Origin of the sequence: Marinifilum fragile (assembly GCF_963677365.1) — a bacterium.
GTDB lineage: Bacteria > Bacteroidota > Bacteroidia > Bacteroidales > Marinifilaceae > Marinifilum > Marinifilum fragile.
Genome location: NZ_OY781962.1, coordinates 3996969 through 4016691 on the forward strand (window position 1 = coordinate 3996969; position 19723 = coordinate 4016691).

The 19723-nt window shown below is 35.5% G+C and carries 16 protein-coding genes; 6 read left to right on the plus strand and 10 right to left on the minus strand.

Features of this window, described 5'->3' with window-relative positions:
• Positions 1-47: 47 nt before the first annotated feature.
• The 5 genes from ACKPCA_RS16010 to ACKPCA_RS16030 all read right to left on the minus strand — a co-directional run bounded on the left by ACKPCA_RS16010 (position 48) and on the right by ACKPCA_RS16030 (position 6506).
• Positions 48-4844: a collagen-like protein gene (locus tag ACKPCA_RS16010; RefSeq protein WP_321280001.1), complete on the minus strand. Its 4797-nt coding sequence runs from the start codon at positions 4842-4844 to the stop codon at positions 48-50.
• A gap of 346 nt (positions 4845-5190) precedes the next feature.
• A complete protein-coding gene (locus ACKPCA_RS16015; protein WP_321280002.1) occupies positions 5191-5583 on the minus strand; it encodes a hypothetical protein in 393 nt (130 codons plus the stop codon).
• Positions 5584-5593: 10 nt separating this feature from the next.
• A complete protein-coding gene (locus ACKPCA_RS16020) occupies positions 5594-5998 on the minus strand; it encodes a M15 family metallopeptidase domain-containing protein (RefSeq protein WP_321280003.1) in 405 nt (134 codons plus the stop codon).
• 2 nt (positions 5999-6000) lie between these two features.
• Positions 6001-6246: a hypothetical protein gene (locus tag ACKPCA_RS16025; RefSeq protein ID WP_054715353.1), complete on the minus strand. Its 246-nt coding sequence runs from the start codon at positions 6244-6246 to the stop codon at positions 6001-6003.
• Positions 6247-6257: 11 nt separating this feature from the next.
• Positions 6258-6506, minus strand: a complete 249-nt coding sequence (locus ACKPCA_RS16030) for a hypothetical protein (RefSeq protein ID WP_321280004.1) — start codon at positions 6504-6506, stop codon at positions 6258-6260.
• Positions 6507-6997: 491 nt separating this feature from the next.
• On the opposite strand from ACKPCA_RS16030, the gene ACKPCA_RS16035 reads away from it, so the two are divergent.
• Positions 6998-7420, plus strand: a complete 423-nt coding sequence (locus ACKPCA_RS16035; RefSeq protein ID WP_054715359.1) for a hypothetical protein — start codon at positions 6998-7000, stop codon at positions 7418-7420.
• Between the two features lie 199 nt (positions 7421-7619).
• On the opposite strand, the gene ACKPCA_RS16040 is transcribed toward ACKPCA_RS16035, so the two are convergent.
• A complete protein-coding gene (locus tag ACKPCA_RS16040; protein ID WP_321280005.1) occupies positions 7620-7826 on the minus strand; it encodes a hypothetical protein in 207 nt (68 codons plus the stop codon).
• Between the two features lie 754 nt (positions 7827-8580).
• On the opposite strand from ACKPCA_RS16040, the gene ACKPCA_RS16045 reads away from it, so the two are divergent.
• Positions 8581-9447 carry a S24 family peptidase gene (locus ACKPCA_RS16045; protein ID WP_054715365.1) on the plus strand — a complete coding sequence of 289 codons (867 nt, stop codon included), beginning with the start codon at positions 8581-8583 and terminating at the stop codon, positions 9445-9447.
• 612 nt (positions 9448-10059) lie between these two features.
• On the opposite strand, the gene ACKPCA_RS16050 is transcribed toward ACKPCA_RS16045, so the two are convergent.
• Positions 10060-10569, minus strand: a complete 510-nt coding sequence (locus ACKPCA_RS16050) for an HPP family protein (protein ID WP_321280006.1) — start codon at positions 10567-10569, stop codon at positions 10060-10062.
• Positions 10566-11102: a TetR/AcrR family transcriptional regulator gene (locus ACKPCA_RS16055; protein WP_321280007.1), complete on the minus strand. Its 537-nt coding sequence runs from the start codon at positions 11100-11102 to the stop codon at positions 10566-10568. Before ACKPCA_RS16055 ends, ACKPCA_RS16050 begins: the two co-directional genes overlap by 4 nt.
• Positions 11103-11524: 422 nt before the next feature.
• Between ACKPCA_RS16055 and ACKPCA_RS16060 the strand changes: the two genes are divergently transcribed.
• The gene (locus ACKPCA_RS16060; protein ID WP_321280008.1) at positions 11525-12202 is read left to right on the plus strand and encodes a hypothetical protein; all 678 of its coding nucleotides are present in this window, start codon (positions 11525-11527) and stop codon (positions 12200-12202) included.
• A gap of 500 nt (positions 12203-12702) precedes the next feature.
• Positions 12703-13149 carry a hypothetical protein gene (locus ACKPCA_RS16065; protein ID WP_321280009.1) on the plus strand — a complete coding sequence of 149 codons (447 nt, stop codon included), beginning with the start codon at positions 12703-12705 and terminating at the stop codon, positions 13147-13149.
• 53 nt (positions 13150-13202) lie between these two features.
• Here the strand turns inward: ACKPCA_RS16065 and ACKPCA_RS16070 are convergent, their stop codons facing one another.
• Positions 13203-14789: a PorP/SprF family type IX secretion system membrane protein gene (locus tag ACKPCA_RS16070; RefSeq protein WP_321280010.1), complete on the minus strand. Its 1587-nt coding sequence runs from the start codon at positions 14787-14789 to the stop codon at positions 13203-13205.
• A 12-nt stretch (positions 14790-14801) separates the two neighbouring features.
• The gene (locus ACKPCA_RS16075) at positions 14802-17060 is read right to left on the minus strand and encodes a gliding motility-associated C-terminal domain-containing protein (protein ID WP_321280011.1); all 2259 of its coding nucleotides are present in this window, start codon (positions 17058-17060) and stop codon (positions 14802-14804) included.
• Between the two features lie 417 nt (positions 17061-17477).
• Between ACKPCA_RS16075 and ACKPCA_RS16080 the strand changes: the two genes are divergently transcribed.
• Together ACKPCA_RS16080 and ACKPCA_RS16085 are read left to right on the plus strand one after the other, a co-directional pair.
• Positions 17478-17933 carry a deoxycytidylate deaminase gene (locus tag ACKPCA_RS16080; RefSeq protein ID WP_321280012.1) on the plus strand — a complete coding sequence of 152 codons (456 nt, stop codon included), beginning with the start codon at positions 17478-17480 and terminating at the stop codon, positions 17931-17933.
• A 10-nt stretch (positions 17934-17943) separates the two neighbouring features.
• The gene (locus tag ACKPCA_RS16085; protein WP_321280013.1) at positions 17944-19548 is read left to right on the plus strand and encodes a S41 family peptidase; all 1605 of its coding nucleotides are present in this window, start codon (positions 17944-17946) and stop codon (positions 19546-19548) included.
• Positions 19549-19723: the final 175 nt, after the last annotated feature.

Sequence of the window (19723 nt, forward strand, 5' to 3'; positions counted from 1 at the left end):
GAGTTGTGCTAGCATTATTGTTAAAAAGTGTTTGTATTCTGAAAATTTTAATTATTTCTATCATTTAATAAAGTCCAAGCTCCATTGACTAAAATCCATGAAACCCAACGGTTTTCTTCAGTCGAGCTGTAAATTCCAGATGTTCTTGTAGTGTGATTATCCCATCTCATGCGAGAATAATAACTTGCCACAACACCAAAATCACGTCCCATCGAACCAATTCTAATTATTGTACCATCTGGTATTAACTGTTGTTGACTATAGGTTCTCGGAAGGGATACATATAATTTAGAACCAGATGTACTTGTTATGTAGAATGAATTATAGGCATGACTTGAGTTTTGAAATGGTTTTAGTTCTGTAGGGCTTGAACTGCTTGTACTCCAGCTAAAACTAGAACTACATGTAGCACCTCCCATTTGCATTTTAGAATAAACTGGTCCATTCAAGTAGGCTGCATAGGTTGGTGCGCGATTGGCAGCAGAAACAGAGTTATATCCGGAAGCATACAAACCTGTTAAAATAGCCGAGTTTGTATAGGCCGAATAATTTAATTTACCGAATCCCAAAGCTACAACCGAAGCTTTTATCTCCCAGCCTGACGCAGCAGAGACTGCTTGAGTACCTGCGTAATTAGCCAATATTCCTTGTGAAGAAATATATGCTGTTCCACTGCTTACATTTCCTTTAGAGCTATGTGAACAACGGATTTCTGCCTGGCTGGCATCAATGTTGATTTTTGTTGGGACGCTATATTCATAACCACCGGTATAGGTGTACATTGAATCTGTACTATTTGCCTCTAATTTTGTAGAATTGATCTTGAATCCTCCAATTGTACCTGAACTTGAGGTTAATGCTCCACTAAATGTACCTGAAGCTCCTGTGATATCTCCTTTGAAATATGCATTCCCATCTGTGTCTATCCTGAAATTCTTAGCTCTGATCGCTCCATCTTTATGGATTGTTATACCACTTGAAGTATAGGCATTTGAACCTTGGTAAGATCCTGAATAAATTGAAGAACCATTTAAATTCCAACCTCCTATAGTTCCTGAGGTTGCAGTTAAATAGCCATTGGAATTTACCTGAAATTTATCATTTCCTAGATTAAAAGATCCTGCTGTTACTGCACCTAAAGAGGTTATTGTGTTAGTGTCAATATTATTGGCTGTTAGTTTGTTAGTTCCCACCATATTGGAAATAATAGTAGGGGTTATTACCGATGAATTACTGATAATGGTATTCTTAATTTCAGTAGATGTTGGTGAATCTCCCTTAGGCCCCTGGATACCTTGTGGTCCTTGGGAACCTGTTGCTCCTTTTGCGCCAGTGTCTCCTTTGTCCCCTTTTTCTACAACTTCTTCAAAAGTTAAGAAGTCAACTTCCATTGGAGCAGTTCCCGAGCTATAATCTACAATGAACATTGGTCTAACATACTTGGTGCCTGCCCTAAAGTTGTTACTGCCATCGCCAATGCCTGAGATTATTCCTTCAAATTCATGCCAATTGGTATCGGGAAGAGCATATCCAGACCTACAAAAATATCGATGAGTTCCTGCACCTCCTGTGAGATTATTATAATTTGAATCAAGAGTTGCTACACCAGCATATATTGTTCCATCAGTTGAAGTGTTAGTAGATCTGACTCTAAAACGCATTTTATACCTTTTTGTGGTATCAACGAGAATTGCATTTCTCGAATAAACCCAGATACTTTGCGACACTTTATAAATATTGTCAGTAATAGTGCCAATGGTTAAAGGAGCCACATCCTTACCACTATAAGACTGAGACCACTGTCTCATGTCGTTTGTCGAGAAGTGAGGATCAAATTTAATACCTGATAAATTATCTTTTGTTGTTCCACTTAGATTATTCCATTGTAAAACAGCTCTTGAATCTAAAGTGATACCACCAGCTCCTACATGTAGTGAGGTAGCATCAATATGGTCTGCGTTTAATTTATTTGCTCCAATTAGGTTTGAACGAATCTCTGGTGTAATGACTCCTGCGTATGAAATAATTGTAGTTTTAATCTCATCTGCAGTTGGAGTGGGTCCTACAGGTCCTTGTATTCCTCGTTCACCTTTTAGGCCTTGAGGCCCCTGTAATCCTTGTATTCCCCTTAAGCCTTGAATACCTTGATCCCCCTTAAACAAAGACCATTTATAATCAGCTTTGTTTGTGCTTTCAGTTGAAGATGTTTTATTCGTAGCAATTCCAATGTAAAGCGTGTTTGAACTTGGCGTATCATAAAGATTTGTCCCATCAGCAAAATCAGAATATTTAATCCAGGTATAGGTTGTGACACCATCTGTACCTGGCGCACCTTGCACTCCTGTATCCCCTTTGTCTCCTTTAACTAAAGACCATGTATAATCAGCAGCGTTATTTGATTCAGTTGCTGATGTTTTATTATATGCAAAACCAATGTATTCTTTACCAATAGGTGAATTTGACAAACCTGAACCTGACGCACTATCAGCATACTTTATCCAGGTGTAAGTAGTCACCCCATCATTACCTGGATCACCTTTTACTCCTTGTGGACCGACAAGATTGGCTTGTGATTCTGCACTTAGGTGTTCCCATTGAAGCGTAACACCTGATCCAAGTGTAGTCTTCCCATTGACATCCCATGCAATAGCACCATTGGCTAAATTTCCTGAGCCATCACTATTTAAAATCCAACCAGATGTAGATACTGAGTTCGCATTGATAGAGCAATTTGCAATTAAACCTTCCTTGGCATTCAACCATCCTTCAAAGTATCCATTCTGTGCCCATAAGCCATATCCTGAAAGCACCTTTCCTGTTGTGCTGGTAATTCCATCCAAACGTCCGAATCTGGCTTTCGTTTGTCCGTCATATATCACATCATAAAATGGAGCGTAATTAGAGCTGGAACTCAAATAAAGTAATCCTTTTCTATCCGTATCTGAACTGTTCCATCTTAGTAGAATGTCTCCAATTTCAATTGTACCAGAACCGGTTTTTTCCGTGAATGTGATATACTTCATCAATTCACCTTCATCATCGGTTCGACTCTGGGATGTCCCTTCACTTTCTACTGTAATGTAGTAGGATTTAATGTTGCCGGGAGAGCTTGAGCCCTGGCATCTTAAAATATCACCTACTCGAAATGGTTGCTCTTTTGAAAAATATAATATATTACTATCTACATACTCAATTGTATCCGTATCTGATACAATTAAATCACCATTTGAGATATTAATTTTATTATTGGTGAAAGTATTACATGTTAGGCCTTCTCTTAAATCGAGGTTATCAAATTCAGCGTTTGCATTTTGTGATATTCTCCAGGTTCCTTTGCCTCCAATTCCAGAGATAAAGGGAGCTGTTCCTATAGTACCTTTAAATGTAGTATCTCTATGCGATATGATTCCTATATTTCTAAGAATTTCAAAATCTTTTGTCCCGTCAGTAACAATTTCCCAACCTTCGTTTACAGCATCGGTGTGTTTGATCCAATCGTTTGAATTTAACTTTAACATTCCATTAGCGAGGTAGGTATTCGTACCATAAACAGCAAAACGGTCAGTTGCATGTATGCCTGTATTAAAATGAAAGGCTGGTCTGTCTGTTTCAAAATGAAACCAAGAGCTATTTTTACTGCCTATTTCGCCAACTCCACTGGTATTGGAAATGGTGTGAGTACCAGTCGTGATAGTACCATCAGAAGTCGTTTCAAACTTTCTGTTTCCATCGTAATTAGCAATTAATCTATTTAGTTCTACCGAAGTATGGTTAACTGTATCCGTATCATTTGGCAGAATTGTAATTGCTTTAAATTCTTCGTTTCCATTTCCATATTCAATATAGAATGGGGTATAGGTTCCACTTCCTCTTTTCTGGAGTCTGATTCCCATTTCTGGTTCGCCATAATCCAAGTTATTTCCTTGATCGGAGGATCCGTAGTCCATATTGTAAATGTCCATGAAGTATTCATTTCCATCGCCGCGAACCAATGATAAGGTAGATTCTTTTGCACCACCCCAAGCTGTTTGAGGAGGACTCCATACATTTAGAAGGGTATGATCACTACCATATCTGCGGATATTCATGATATCAGTTGTACTTTCTGGCGAATACAACACTGTTTTGTTGAACTTCGCCGAGGAATGAATGGTTGAATTGAATATTACATCTTCATTGCCTTCGTCATATTTGAACACCTGCTTGCTACCATGATTAAGGTAAAGGTCGTTTGAACTGTTTAAGCCTAAAGTGGCTGTTGTTCCGCCACCATCCTGAGAAAGGATGAATGAAACATTATCAGATTCGTTTGAGTTGTCGGAATCAGCCTCTAAAGTAAGTGTTAATCCGCCACTTACCCTTAGTTTTGGATTATTGATGTCATTTCTTAAGTAACGGAATGATTCAATGTTATCCAACTTATTGGCATTTACCGATTGTGCTACCGACAAGGTAGATTCTGCTTTGGTTTTAAATTTACGGGTATTGTGGTCATAGAATGCAATTCCATTGCTTAAGGGAACATCCTCACGAGTGGCAATCATTTGCAGGCTACCTTTATCACCTACACGAGCATATCCATCGGCATCAAATACCAATTGCCCATCGTTAATTCCATCGTATTTTTTAGCTACCAACCCGGTAAAACTAGTTGAACCAAGGCCAAAGTCTGCATTTTCTCTTAAGGTAATGACATCGGCAGAGGTATAGAATTTTCCGGCATGTGTTTCATACCCATCTTCACCAGGAACAAGGCCAACTTCTTGCTTTACTTGTTCAATCTCCTGTTGTTCCAGGAGCAAGGCTAAAATGGCGTTGTTTGTTATTAAATTTTTTATATCCATAATTAATATCTTTTAATGCTACTTGCATTTAATTAATAATCCCTTATCTGAAGATTTTTGAATATCCGGATCATATCCACTTAGGAAAAAACAATACAACTTTCCGTCGCTACCTACATTTTGCATTATTCTATTTTTTTAGCCGAAAGTGGTATGTGCTTTTTCCAGTAGATATTTAATTGTTTCTTGCATGCCACATTTTTGGTTGAATACCAATGTAATTTGGTATTGGCTTGAGTGGCATGCAAGTAATGGCACTGATGAAATCATTTCATCGAAGAAGGGAGGGATTCAATTTTTAATGAATTTGTTGTGCCATTGTTGCTAAGGACTTAGCCTTTGGTGATTACTTTGTTTTTTCTCTTGCTCGTCCATTTCCCCAAATGTGCGAACCAATCATGTAAGCTCCGAAAAAGAATCCGGCCACCATCATTACCAGTGTGTTTAATGCACCAACCAGCTGGAACAGAAATTTTGCGTATTCCTGGTTTATAGGGTAGGCAAGGCCTGCTCCCAGTATAAGAAGCAGAAATACACCAACTATTGCCAGGGCAAGGTATCTGCGGGTTAATGATCTTGCCGAGTTTTCACTTAGAGTTGTTTTGAGGTACTGCATTTGAGCATCGGCAACTTTTAACGATTGCTGCGCTTTCTCCTCTTTAGTAAAGAAAAGGGCATCAATGCCTTTAATGGCTCCGTCAATTATTTTTTCTGATCGTTTGCTTGATAAAAATCCCATGATTGATAATTTAAACTGTACTTAACTCGAAATGTGGCATGTCCCAGCCTTTAAACGTGGCACTGCCAAATGTGCCACCCCACCTAACATTCAGGTTCATTCGATTTGCTTCTCCCAGAATTACTCCGGCGATAATTGCCAGGTGAATCTTGTCCCAGGAGGCCTTGCCATTTACATAGGCATAGATGTCAATTGCTTTTCCTGTTTGGTGATAGCTTTTGATCTTGTAACCATCGCATTTCGACAGGCCATTTTGATACAATTGTTGTTGTTCTTCTTCGGTTCTTAAGCCGCCATATTCAGGTATTCCAAAATCAATGGGACTTAAGGCAATGGCGTTATGCATTAGTTGCTGTAATCGCTGATCAACTTTCCCAAGTCGATCCAATGACCTCTTGCTAAAAGTGAATGTCATTGTTATTTCTCCCTGTCTTTTTTGTTCTCAAGAACAATTTTCACCTGCTGTACTTCATCCAGAATTTTGTGAAAATAGTCCCTGTTTTTCTGCACTTGTGTCTCTAATTGCCTAATGCGAATATCTGTTTCTACTTCAAGAGCTTTTACTCTTCCGCTCATGTTAATCCAGCCCCCAAGAGTAATTATAAAAACAGTTAAAGCCATTGACAAAACCTGACCAAGTGTAATGTTTACTTTTTTTTCCATAGGCTATATTTTTAAATTGTTGGTGTATAGACATCTTCCTCAAGAATCTCGCTTAGTCGTTTTAAGCCATTTTTTCCGTTTATGGCACGAATACATTGCTTTTGTAAGTTTTGATATTGTTCTTTCCAATAATCGGCCTGTGCTTTAAAATCACCAGCACTATCTGCGGCCTTAATTTTTTTTTCCAGGCTACATAGTAGGTCTTCTTCCGATTTGTTTGCTGTTTCGTTAATTATTCTTGCTATAATATTTTTGTCCATTTTTCATTTAAATTTAGTGATTGGTCTATTTGGTTATGTATTTATTTTGTATCCGTACTATGAATTTATAGAGATTGTTGATTTAGATTTCACAAATACATAAAAAATGACAAATCATTAGTGGTTGTAACTAATTTATTAGAGGATTCAATTTGGTTTTATGCATTTTTTAAATGAATACTAGATAAGTAAATTACTTTTTCTTTGTTTCGATTTCAAAGTTGCAAATCATTTCTATGTGCTCCAAAAAACTATATAACAGTTGTATAGAATAGTCTAATCATTGGACTTTTTACTTGGTACTGATTTTTATTTTACCATATTTATACAAAAGCGAGAGTCGATATTGTATTAAGGATCGATTAAAAGTAAAAGTATCTTTACAAAGACAAGTGAAATATCATAATATAATTTTGTGTTGTGTTATTTTTGTAATATACCTGTATGGGTTAAAGATGACATTGTATTAATAAATTAAAATGTTAATAATTATGGATGGATTGTATTTATCAATTAAAAAATGTATTAACAAACATGTGGAAGATGGATTCTTACCTCAATTAAATTACGAGTGGGATCTTAATCAATTTGAAGGTGAGTATAAAAACAATGCATTACCGCTTGTTTTATTCAAACTTAGAACTATAGATTATCCATGTCCTAATGACAAATATCCAATAGGAAAAATGATTTTTGTTATAAAGGTGATTTTTAAGAAAAGAAAGGATGAAAATGAAAGGGAGGATTACAAGGGTTTCAAATTGTTAAAAAAACTACTCTTTCTTCTTCGAAATGTTCAAAGTGAAGAGACAGGTCCAATTACAATTAACAGACTAGAAGCATTGAACTCAAATAAAAATACACATGCATTTCAGTATATAATATCCACACCATACTATCCAGCTATCAATTAGTATGATATGGTGAGTTATATTCAATTTTGCTCCTAATCGTTGGTAGGTTTGAAGAAATCAACAGTCTTTTTATGAAGTATGGTAAAGGTCATGGCGTTTCTGATGAATAATTTAAAGTCCGGCTAGTGATTGGATCAAAAAACCGGAGCTCCTCAATTTATAAACACATGGCGTTTAGTTCGTATCAGAAACAAACTTTTCATTTATCACTTGCATCTAATTCCTTTAATTCCTTTTTTGCATTGGTTCCAAGATAATTGTAAAAAGTAGCTCTGCTAATTCTGAACTTCGGATGAATTAATTCATTAAAAATCCATTTCCCTGTTGCTCCTCTTTTAGAATGTTCTACATATATATTTTGTACCTCGATTATCTTAATTAGTAAATTTCGTTTGTTGTATCCCATGTTCAATGTAAATTTAAATAGTTGGATTTTGATTATCCATTGTTAATTTTTCATAGCGATATTGGTGAGTTTATAAAGCTTATTGTAGAATAATTCTAAACTACAATAGAATTGATAAAGCTGTGATTATATTGATAATAAACATTATTGCTGGTCGAGCTCTATCTATTAGGTGCATGATGAATTAGATAGAAAGTCATTCGTTTGGTTAATTGCCTTTATTTTTTGGAATTGAGTGTACTATTGTTTTTTTCAATAAATCATAAGGAGTTTTAATTGATAGAACCTGAATATTATATTCTGCTTTATTTTTTATGAGTACTCTGTGAGCTTAGTAATAAACTTGTCTCCTTTGTTTATTAATTAAGCTTTTTATAATAAATTTCACAATACGCTTCTTCTCTAAAAATTAATAATGCTTAGTAGTCATTTGTTTATTGTTTTTCTTTACTGATTATACATACATTTTTTCTATAAATAACTATGGAGAAAAAATGCTTGCCCTTTTAAACTTTACTTTATAATACATTGTAATTGTGTTTGGTTAGTTTCGATAATTATTGTAATTAAATAAATTTATTTCAATCATTGTTAATCAGTTGTTTAGAAAAACAAAAATTTCCTTAGTGTCTGATTTACTAATGATTATAAGTATATATTGCTTGATAATTGTCTTTATTTTTACTATCTTTGCTCAAATAATCAGTACAAACATACAATAAAAATTGTATTTCGCAAAATCAATATATATTTCATGAGTCATAATAATAATGATTACAGTCAAAGATTTGAATTAATAATAACCAAACTTGGATATAGTCCTCTAGCTTTTTCAAGGCTTCTAGGCTATTCGCGGGCTGATAAGATATACAATGTTCTCAATGCTAAAAATAAACCAAGCTTTGATATCCTTTCTGATATTACAAGAAAGTTTGAATGCGTTAACATTGAATGGCTTTTGACCGGTAGTGGAGAACCCTTTAAGAGTAAGTCTATAGTAAAAGGGAGAGATGAGATAAATTATCAAAAAGAAAATGATAAATCAGAAAAGCAATTTGTAATTCCTAAATGTATTACGGTTGATAGTAATGAAAAAGAGAATATATTAATGCTAGATGTAAGAGCATCCGCTGGCTACCCCGAAAATATAGATAATGCCCAATATTTGGAACAGCAACCTGCGTTTTCAATACCACGTCCTGAATTTCAAGGGGCTACTTTTAGAGGGTTTCAAGTTTCAGGAGATAGTATGGAGCCCACTTTAACAAATAGTTCTTGGGTTTTTGCTATGGCAGTTGATGATGCTGAATTCATAAAGGATGGCCTAGTATATGTTGTTGTGCTTAAGTCTGGGGTGGTTGTAAAAAGAGTTTTAAATCGCTTGAAAGAACGTAAACAGTTAATTCTGAAGAGTGATAATACTAGCTACCCCATTAAGACCATTAATCAGGAAGATATTTTAGAAGTTTGGGCAGTAAAATCATACATGAGCTTTGATTTAGGGAATCATTCTGCCAATTTGTATCAAATGATAAATAATTTAGAAATAAAGCAGTTAGATTTTGAGAATAAAATTGAAAGGTTGACTACCATTATTGAGAATTTTGAGAATAACTCATAATTTATTAAAGATAAATCCTTTCGATGATATTCGGAAGGATTTTTTTTATGAATATTGTTGAGCCAGGATATTTTTCTTGCGCCAGTCTATAAAAAAATTGAAAATTCAGCCTCTGGCGCAATTCAGGACCTCAATTTTTTGCAAATTGATTGCCTGTGGCCAGCCAGGAGGTCAATTTTTCCCTTGGCCATGTGCTGGCGCCAGCCAGTAGCTCAAAAAATTGCTCGGCGACCATCTGGCGCAATTTAGGAGCTCAACTTTTGATTTTTTTACCCTCTGGGGCAAGCCAGATGATCAACTTTTTGCTCGGCGAGAGTCTGGCTGTAGAAAAATAATGCCACATCCCTCTAGAAATAAGTATTATAGAAAAACTCGGTGTTGAGTAGACAAAATTGGGTTCTAGTTAATGTTAAAGCATTGTTGTTCTTGAATACAAAAAAGCCTGACATTTCTGCCAGGCTGTATTTGTTTAGGTTCAATTTTAAATTTAGCCGAACCATACGAAAGAATTGATTTCATCGAATTTCGTTTCGTGCGGTAGGGAGGTCTATCATAGAATCATGTCTTCTATGCTCTTAAAATTATCAAGAACAAAATGTTCTTACTTTAGAATTAAATCCAATAGGATGGATAGGATCTGTTTTTGCTCAAATTATTAAAAAGTATTGCAATAATTGTTATAACAATAGCTCCTGAAAGGACGGGATTAACAATAAATGCAAGTCCTTTTGCTCCCAGAATAACCACAATTGGGTCGGCTCCAGCAGGTGGATGTGTTGTGCCTGTTAATTGCATTACTCCAATTGCTAAGCCAACACCAAGAGCCAGTGAATACCATTCATTCCCCAATAAGTAAAAACAGCCAATACCAATTATTGTTGATAATATATGTCCACCAATAATGTTTCTAGGCTGTGCTAATGGACTATTAGGTACACCAAAGGCAAGTACGCAGGTTGCTCCAAATGGGGCCATTAAAAACGGAGCATTAAAATGATAGGTTAGGAGCGAAACTGCCATTATAGCAACAAACCCTCCCAGTCCAGAGAATATTGAGAATTTGAATCCCAGACTGCCTGGACTTGATGAGCTGGTTTTTATTTTTAAAAGATAATCTCTCATAATAGAATTTCCGATTTTAATAAGTCGATAGTCTTATCAACCTGATTTTGATTTCGATAAACTTGACTTGTAATTAAACAAGCCTCAAAAAGCATATATATTTGAAAGGCTTTCATATTATCGGCAATATTTTTTGAAAAGAATTGTTGCAGATCTAACTTGTGACTTTTGATGATTTCGTATATCTCTTTATTTTCACTTTTAAGTTCAGAAAGCATATTCAAGAAGACACAGCCACTAAAGTCCTCCTTCTTGTTCATGTATTTAAGATATTCAAATGATTTTAATATGATCTCCCTGAAATTTTTTGCTTTACAGGTAAATTCAGTTAAGCCACCAAACCATACCAAATGTCTTCGCTTAAGGTATTCAACAGCTAACTTTTCTTTAGATTCGAAATGGTCATAAAAGCTTGCTTTGGCTACTTTTGATTCTTTTATAATTTGATTAACACCAGTTGAGTTGTAACCTTGCCTATGGAATAGTTCAATGGCAACATTCATTATTCTTTCTTTCGGTTTTAATTTTTCCATGATGCAAATGTATATAAAAACAGAAAGGTCTGTCTGTGTTTGTAAAGAAAAATATCAAAAAAGTTTTTATCCGCTAACTTATAAAAGGAAGTTCGATGAAATCAATCTTTTTGTATGCTTTGCAAGAACAATTGTATTTCCACTTATATAATATGAGATTGTTCGATAAAAGTTAGAGTATTTAATTAGTATCAATTTATTAAATACAAAAAGCCTGGCAGAAATGTCAGGCTGTATTTGATATTTTACAATTGATTTCGTGTAATCCTTAGTTTGATTCATGAAATAGCCAATCAAAAGAGGAAATCCGTTGTATAAAGAATACTTCCTTCCATATAAATTCTTTGTAAATGAATGGATAAAGTATATTTGCATTCACAAAACAAAAAACACTATTACTAACATTAACAAATAAAGTATAAATGAGCATAGATCTTATATTCATGCTTACGCGGGATGATAAAACAGTACAAGATGCCAGAAAATATGTGAAAGAAATTGTGGCAGAGGGAGTAAAACATATCGGTTTTAAAGATATGGGATTGCCTTTTGAAGAGCTAAAAGAGTTAACTCATGATTTGAAGCAGGAAGGAGCTACGGTTTATTTGGAAGTGGTAAGTTTAGATTCGGAGAGCGAAATCAACTCAGCAAAGGTGGCAATGGATTTAAATGTAGATTATCTGTTAGGAGGAACAAGACCTGAACTGATTGCTCCTTTGGTGAAAGATCATCCACTAAAATATTATCCTTTTGTGGGTCGAGTTGAAGATCATCCAAGTATTTTGAAGGGGACAATTGCTGAAATTGCTGCTCAAGCTGAAGAAATAACCAGTCTTGATGGGGTAGATGGATTGGATTTATTGGCTTATCGCCATTTAGAAGAAGATATCCCAAGTTTGATTACGGATGTATGTAAATCATCAAAAAAACCGATCATTGTAGCCGGTAGCATTGACAGTGTAGAAAGGATAGAAACGGTTAAGGCAAGCAATGCTGCTGCTTTTACTGTAGGGACAGCTGCATTTGAACAAGCATTCTCTGCCAATAAGCCAGGAATAGGTGGACAAGTTGAAAGTATATTAAAAGCTTGTTCGATCTAGAGCTTAAAAACGATATGTATTTAAAATTTTTACATTCTTTAACACATCTTCTCATTTATTAACTCAAATGTTAAATATATTTGTTACAGACAAAGAGATAGATTAGGTTTTTTCATAGAATAATAGATTAGGATTTTAAATAGAATGCCCGGCTTACCAGCCGGGTTTTTTATTTTATATGCATTGCAAAAAAAAGAGTTTAAGTTTCTTTAACTTCCTTTGAGCCCATTTAACGATTAAATGAGATAGTTTTACAATAGAGAAAACAAACAGATAGTTTCTCTAAGATTTAGGTTAGTAAATAGTGGTTAGTAAAAGAAAGCTTGGGGTGGTGCCTAAGCTTTTTTCGTTTGTAGCAAGTACTTGTAAATACTACAATGCGCAAGGAATTTAGTTTGGGATAAAATTTATTTTAAATAAAATATGGAATAAAGTGAACATATTTTGTAGATTTGTATATCAATTAATAGTTTAATCTTTATTAATATAAAATCCCAACTATGAAAAAATCAATAGTTATATTATTTGTGCTGATTGGATTTTCATTAAGTGCACAGAATACAAAACTTGAGGTATTGAAAGAATTTGTAGCAGGTTCAATTAGTTTTAATGATGAATTTGCAGATTTAGGACAGCCAATTGTAACCATCAATAAATTAGCAGAAAAGCAAGCTGATAAAACAATTGACTTGACCAAGGACAATATCAAAGAAACTTTAGAACTTGCAAAAAATTACAAAACCTGTATTATTACGGTGGGAGTACACACCATTGTAAAAATTACTGATTTTGAAAATTGCAGTCCAAGTGGCGCTTGGGGAGCAAGTATGCCAATGGGAAAAGGATATGTTCAGAAAGCTGGTGTTTTGAACGAAAAGAATGACTATATCAAAAACATCATTGGTCGTCCAGGAACTCAAGAAAGAAAAGTTTTTCTGTTTAAATAAAGAGATCAAAATAATTAAAACCCCCAATATGAATTCATATTGGGGGTTTGTTTTTACTGATAGTCGTAAATTTCGAAAGTTACACGTCTGTTGTTGGCTCTGCTTTGATTATCGGTATTTGCGACAAGCGGATTTTTTTCTCCATGCGGAATAATGACGATTCTATTGTCTGGCACTCCATTTAAAATTAAATAGTTTTTAACTGTTGTAAGGCGTTTGTTTGCCAATTCTATATTTGAGTCATCAGAACCAATATCATCAGTATGACCATGCATTTTAAGAATGTAAGAAACATTTTCTACCATCATTTTGATAACGGGAGTTAGTTTTCTGCGAGAATATTCGGTTAATTCATATTTACCGAAGGCAAAGTAGATATTCTCCAATCGCTCTTCCATTTCAATTCTTTCTTCCTTTTGTTCTGGACAGCCATTGTTTGCTGCAATACCAGGAATCTCAGGACAGTAATCTTCACTATCTACCACGCCATCCTGGTCGGAATCTACAGGACAACCATTTTCATCAACAATGTAGAATGGTGGAGTACCCGGACAATTGTCCTTTTCATCAGGCACACCATCCCGATCTTCATCGGTCATTTTCTCTTCTTTTTCTATCTGTTCCAGTTCGTGGCGCAAACGGTCAATCTTTTTGTATTTCTCAGCCAATAAGGATTTTAAAGTGCTTATATCATTGTCTAGAATCCTTTCCGGTTCTCTTTTCTTTTTTGATTTTAATCGATATCCGATAAGAAATTCATGATTATTGGATGGATATCTTCCTGTTTTTTGGATGCCAATATCGTATGAATATCCAATTACAAAGTTCTTTAAAACATTCACACCTATATTTAACCCAACAGAAAAATCGTCTCTGTAATTTACTGCGAACCAACCTTTGTCTGCAAGTTTGGCAATAACATTTACATCGAACTGAACAGGTGAACTGTCTGCATATCTCATCATAAGGTATGGTGTAACACTTAAGTCTCTTATGCGTGGAATTTTAAATTCGTAACCTCCACTTAGCATGGCATGACGAACCAGCTTGTATGATGATTCAGATCCATCCCTGCTTTCACTTACCGAGTTGTTTAAAAGTTGCGGAATGGTTAAACCCACCACCACATTTTTATAGGTGTAGTACAAACCCATATTGGCTATGAGTTCGGTGTTTTTAAAATCTGTATTAATCAGGTAAGGATCGTCGGGATTTGCTCTTAAATCGTTCATATTTACCCTGAAATCGGATATCCCGGCCGATAGGCCAAATCTTAAAAAGTGATCGGTAGCAATTTCAAGTCTGTAAGAATAGCTTGCCAGGGCTTGTGTGTTGTCAAAAATTCCAACATTGTCGTTTACAAGACTAAATGCAAGTCCGTATTTTGCTTCTCTCAAAGCTGCATCGGCAGTAAAAACATGTGTAACCTGCCCACCATCAAAATCAGCAAATTTCTGATTCCTCAACAGGTATGCATTAAACAGATTGTTGGCTCCTGCAGCTGCAGGATTGTACACTGTTGGATTGATATAGTATTGGTCGAGCAAGGGAACCTGCTGCGCCTTTAGCTTATTTCCGCAGAAACAAACCAGAATAAAAATGAATATCGGAATATATTTAGTAACGTAAAATGGTTTCATTGTTGAGTGGTTTTAATTTCCCAGGATTGATAAGCTTCCTTTTACAGGTTTAATTTCTCCTGATTCAAATTCAATTAGATAATAGTATGCACCATTAGGTAGAATTGAACCATTAAAGCTTCCTTTCCAATCGTTTTGATATGATTTGGAGTGGTAAACTTCCTGACCGTAGATATTAAAGACGTATACTTCCGGATTTCCTAGACTAGGGGCGTAGTGAATTTTCCAGGTATCATTTATTCCATCTCCATTAGGAGTTAAAGCGTTGTTAACAATGATCTTCTGATTTTCATCGAGTTTTATTTCAACCAATTGTCCGGCATCAGAAGAGCGACAGGCATTTCCATCAACTACCAAAACCTGATAAGTGCCAGATTCAAGATTGGTAAGTTCATAAACCAGATTATCGCTTGTTGTGGTTTCTCCCGGATTAATGATGTAGGTATAAGGAGCAACACCATCTGAAACCGAAATTACAAGCTTACCATCGTATCCCGTGTGTACATCGGTGCTAACAATCTGCAATTTAGGATTGCTTTGTAATGTATAATTGGGTTTTGCTGCAATTAGTTTGTCATTGCAATTACCAATGCTTACATACAAGTTAGAGTTGATGTTTGGAACAATATCTTCAAATACAATTGGACCGCCATCTCCGACAATCTCTGAAAGGATGTTTTCACCATCTTGAAGGATATATTCAATGCCAGAAATGGTACTGGTTAATTCAATATCAATAGATTCTCCTTCACAGAATTCTTCAGGAGTAGCAAAGTTTTCAACAGAATTGGTACTGATATCGGGAACCGTGATCAATTTGGTATTGTCAAGAGCAAGTGGATCAGTACAAACCGTTTCATGAGCATAAACCGTGTATGTACTGCTAGTGCTCGGATATTGTTCTGGAAATTGGATGGTACCACCATTTCCAACTACATTAGGTTCGATTAGTTGGCTGCCATCATGCAATTGATAAAAAATATCAGCTTGACTGTTTTCTACCGAAATAATTACCTCTTCGCCTGCACAAATGGTATCGCGATTGCTTAAAATGATTTTGCTAATATCCGGAGAATGGTGAACATCAATATCAACGGTGTATCGAATGTCAATCGGATCCAAACATCTTTCACCTAATGCTTCAATTCGGTAAGTGGTTGAATTACTAGGTGCTGTTGGTTCAAAGCTAATTCCTTCGTTATTACCTGTTATTGGAGATCCAATGGCTGTGCTTCCATCCCAAAGTTGATATTGAACTTTTGTGTCGGTTGGAGTTAAAGAAACTACAACTTGTTCGCCTTCGCAAATGGTGTGTTTATCGATTGTAGGATGAAGATGAATTTCAGGTTGTAAACCAACATTAACCCTTATGCTTTCATCAAGCTTTTGCTGAGTGCCACAAGCTTGGTTTGTGGCAATTACCTGATAGGTTACCGAGCGGAAAGGCGAGAATTCCGGAAAAGATAAGGCTGAGCCTGTTCCATCAATGATATCCCCTTTCAAATAGGCACCATCAAAAAGTTGATATTTTACACCAACTTCACTGGAATCAATAGAGATAACAGTGTTCTCTCCAACACAAATTTCTGGTTCTGTAATGCTAACATCCATTGTTGCGATTGGTAATGGAACCACTGTTAAATCATATTTGTTTTCTAATTCAAGTCTGTCATTGCATCCAACCATAGTGGTTTCTACAATGTAGGTTGTACTTGTTGTCGGCGAAACCGATGTAAAGTTAAGTGCACCACTGTTCCCTGTTGCCATGTCTAAAACTGAACCGGATTGATCTTTTAACCAGTAAGACAATCCTGCTTCAGAATTTTCAACTGAAATTACCACAGGTGTATTTAAGCTCTCGCAAATTTGAGCGTGATTGGCCGTAACTAACAAATTTAATTTAGGTCCGGCGCTTACCGCAACAGTAATGGTCTCTGACAGATCAACACTTTCTCCAGTACTCGTGTTGGTAGCTGTAACACTAAATGTTGTAGTTGCTCTTGGTTGTGAGCTAAATGATATTTGGGAGCCAGTTCCATGAATTGGAGTACCCTCGTTCACACCATTGGCTTTAAGTTGGTATTCAATACCAATTTCACTACTTGCTAAAAAGATGCTTATTGTTTCTCCTTCACAAATTGCTGGTTTGTCAATACTTAAATCGATCGTGCTGTCAGGTGGAATCTGTGCACTAATTGCAATTAGCGGATTAGAAAATAAGAAGTAAACAAATAAAAGAGCAGTATATGAGTAGGGGTAAAAATGCTTCATTCAAGAGGTTTTGGTTATAATGGATTTAAAAGCTTGCAATTAAATGTTTTGGAAAAAATAGTTGAATGAGATATAAATTCAGCATCTCTTCTTTAAGATTTTGATTTTTTTAAGATTCTATTCAACTTTTTAATACTTTAAATAAGTAGGTTTGATTGTTTAATCAAATTGGTATTTAGGTTGTTATCTAGCTAGTTGCTTAATGCGTAAATATAGAAGCAAAAACATATATCTATGATTTACAAGTTGTATTAAATTCAGATGAAAAAATTGACAAAATGACAAAAATTGAAGGTAAGTGTATTTTATTTTAGGGTCATTCGATTATGGTTAATTGAAAGGATTCCTAAATTATCGGGATGAACTCCCAATATATTTTTATACATTTGTTAGAATTACATAATATGGATTGAAAATATGATGAATGAAGAATCAGTTAGTGTGCTAAGCAAGCAAGATAAGTTGGACAGGAGATATTTGAGAATGGCATTGGTGTGGGCCGAAAATTCATATTGTAAAAGAAGACAGGTGGGAGCCCTTATCGTAAAAGACAAAATGATCATTTCGGATGGATACAATGGAACACCTTCTGGCTTTGAAAATGTATGTGAAGATGAAAACTTTAAAACCAAACCTTACGTACTACATGCAGAAGCCAATGCTATTACCAAAGTTGCAAAATCGGGGAACAGTAGTGAAAATGCTACGTTGTATGTTACCGCTTCCCCATGTATCGAGTGTGCTAAGTTGATTATTCAGGCTGGAATTGTTCGTGTGGTTTATTCCGAAGAGTATCATAGCTCTGATGGAATTGATTTATTGTCAAGAGCCGGCGTTGAATTAAAATATATCAATCTGAACGAAGAGAATTAAAACAAAATACATGAGTTACAATAATAAAAGAAGTGCAATATTTCTGCCAATTTTACTGACTTTAGCCATTATAGTTGGTATGTTTATTAACTCCCTGTTTCAAGGGAATAGTAGTGGAGAATCAACCATATTCCAGCTACCTAAGGCAGAAAGCAAGTTAGAGGTTGTTTTAGATATGGTTGAATCAGATTATGTAGATACGGTTAGTTCTGCAGATTTGGTGGAGCAGGCAATTCCTGCACTGCTTAAGGATCTTGATCCTCATACCATATATATCCCCGCAAAGGATTTGCAAAGAGTAAACGAAGATTTGAAAGGAAATTTTGGAGGAATTGGAGTACAGTTTATTCGTTACCAGGATACTGTTGCAATTGTTCGTGTTATTCCAGGTGGTCCATCGGAATTGGCAGGCATAAAAGCTGGCGATAGATTGGTAACCGTTAATGATACCTCCATTGTTGGTAAAGAATTAAAAGATAATGATATCATTGGTCGATTAAAAGGGCCAAAAGGTACTCCGGTAAAAGTTGGTGTTTATCGCAGAAGTACGAATGAAACTTTGGAAATGGAATTGTTGAGAGGATCAATACCAGTTCCGAGTGTTGATGTTGCTTATATGATTAATGATGAAGTGGGATACATTAAAGTGAGCCGTTTCGCAGCAACAACATACTTTGAATTTTCAGAAGGATTGGAGAAGTTGCAATCTGAAGGAGTAAAGAAGTTGATTGTTGATCTTCGAGGAAATACAGGAGGTTATTTGTCTGAGGCTACCAACATGATCAATGAATTCCTTTCTGAGAATCAAATGATGGTTTATACCGAAGGCAAATCACAGCCTAGAACCGATTATAAATCAAATGGGAATGGTAGATTTCAGGATTTGCCGGTTATTGTTCTGATTGATGAGGTTTCGGCTTCGGCAAGTGAAATCTTTGCAGGTGCAATACAAGATAACGACAGAGGTAAAATTGTGGGACGTCGTTCGTTTGGTAAAGGTTTGGTGCAAGAACAGAGACGACTGCCTGATGGTTCGGCATTGCGTTTAACAGTGGCACGTTATTACACGCCAACAGGCCGATGTATTCAAAAACCATACAACAATGGCAAAGAAGAGTATTACAATGATTTGAACCTTCGATTTATTCATGGTGAATTTGAGAAAAAAGATTCCATCCACTTTAATGATTCATTAAAGTATACCACTCCGGGTGGAAATACCGTTTATGGAGGAGGAGGTATCATGCCGGATGTTTTCATCCCTGTGGATACTTCGGGCTACTCGAATTATTTCCGCGATCTGAGAAGAAATGGTATCATATATCAGTATGCATTCTCTTTTGTAGATCAGTACAGAGAGCAAATGCAAGGTTTAAAAACTCACAAGGATGTATTAAATTTTGTGAAGGATAAAGCCATTATTAAAAACCTGGTAGCTTACGCTGATAAAAAAGGAGTGAAACCAGATTCAAAAGGATTAAGACAATCGCGTAAAGTGATAGAGACGCAATTGAAAGCTTATATTGCTCGAGATTTAATTGATGATATAGGATTTTATCCAATCATTAGGGAACTGGATAAAACCTTGATAGAAGCAGAAACACATTTTAACTAGACGAAATTACAAGTTGTAAGCTTCAAATCTAATGATAAAAGCATAGTAAAGACTCTCTGAAAAGGGAGTCTTTTTTTATTGTTCTTGCGGCTTGTTACTTGAAGGTTATTATATTCTGATACTTCTTTTAATTCTATAAAAAAACAAAGCCAATTAAACCTTCCAACTTTTCAAA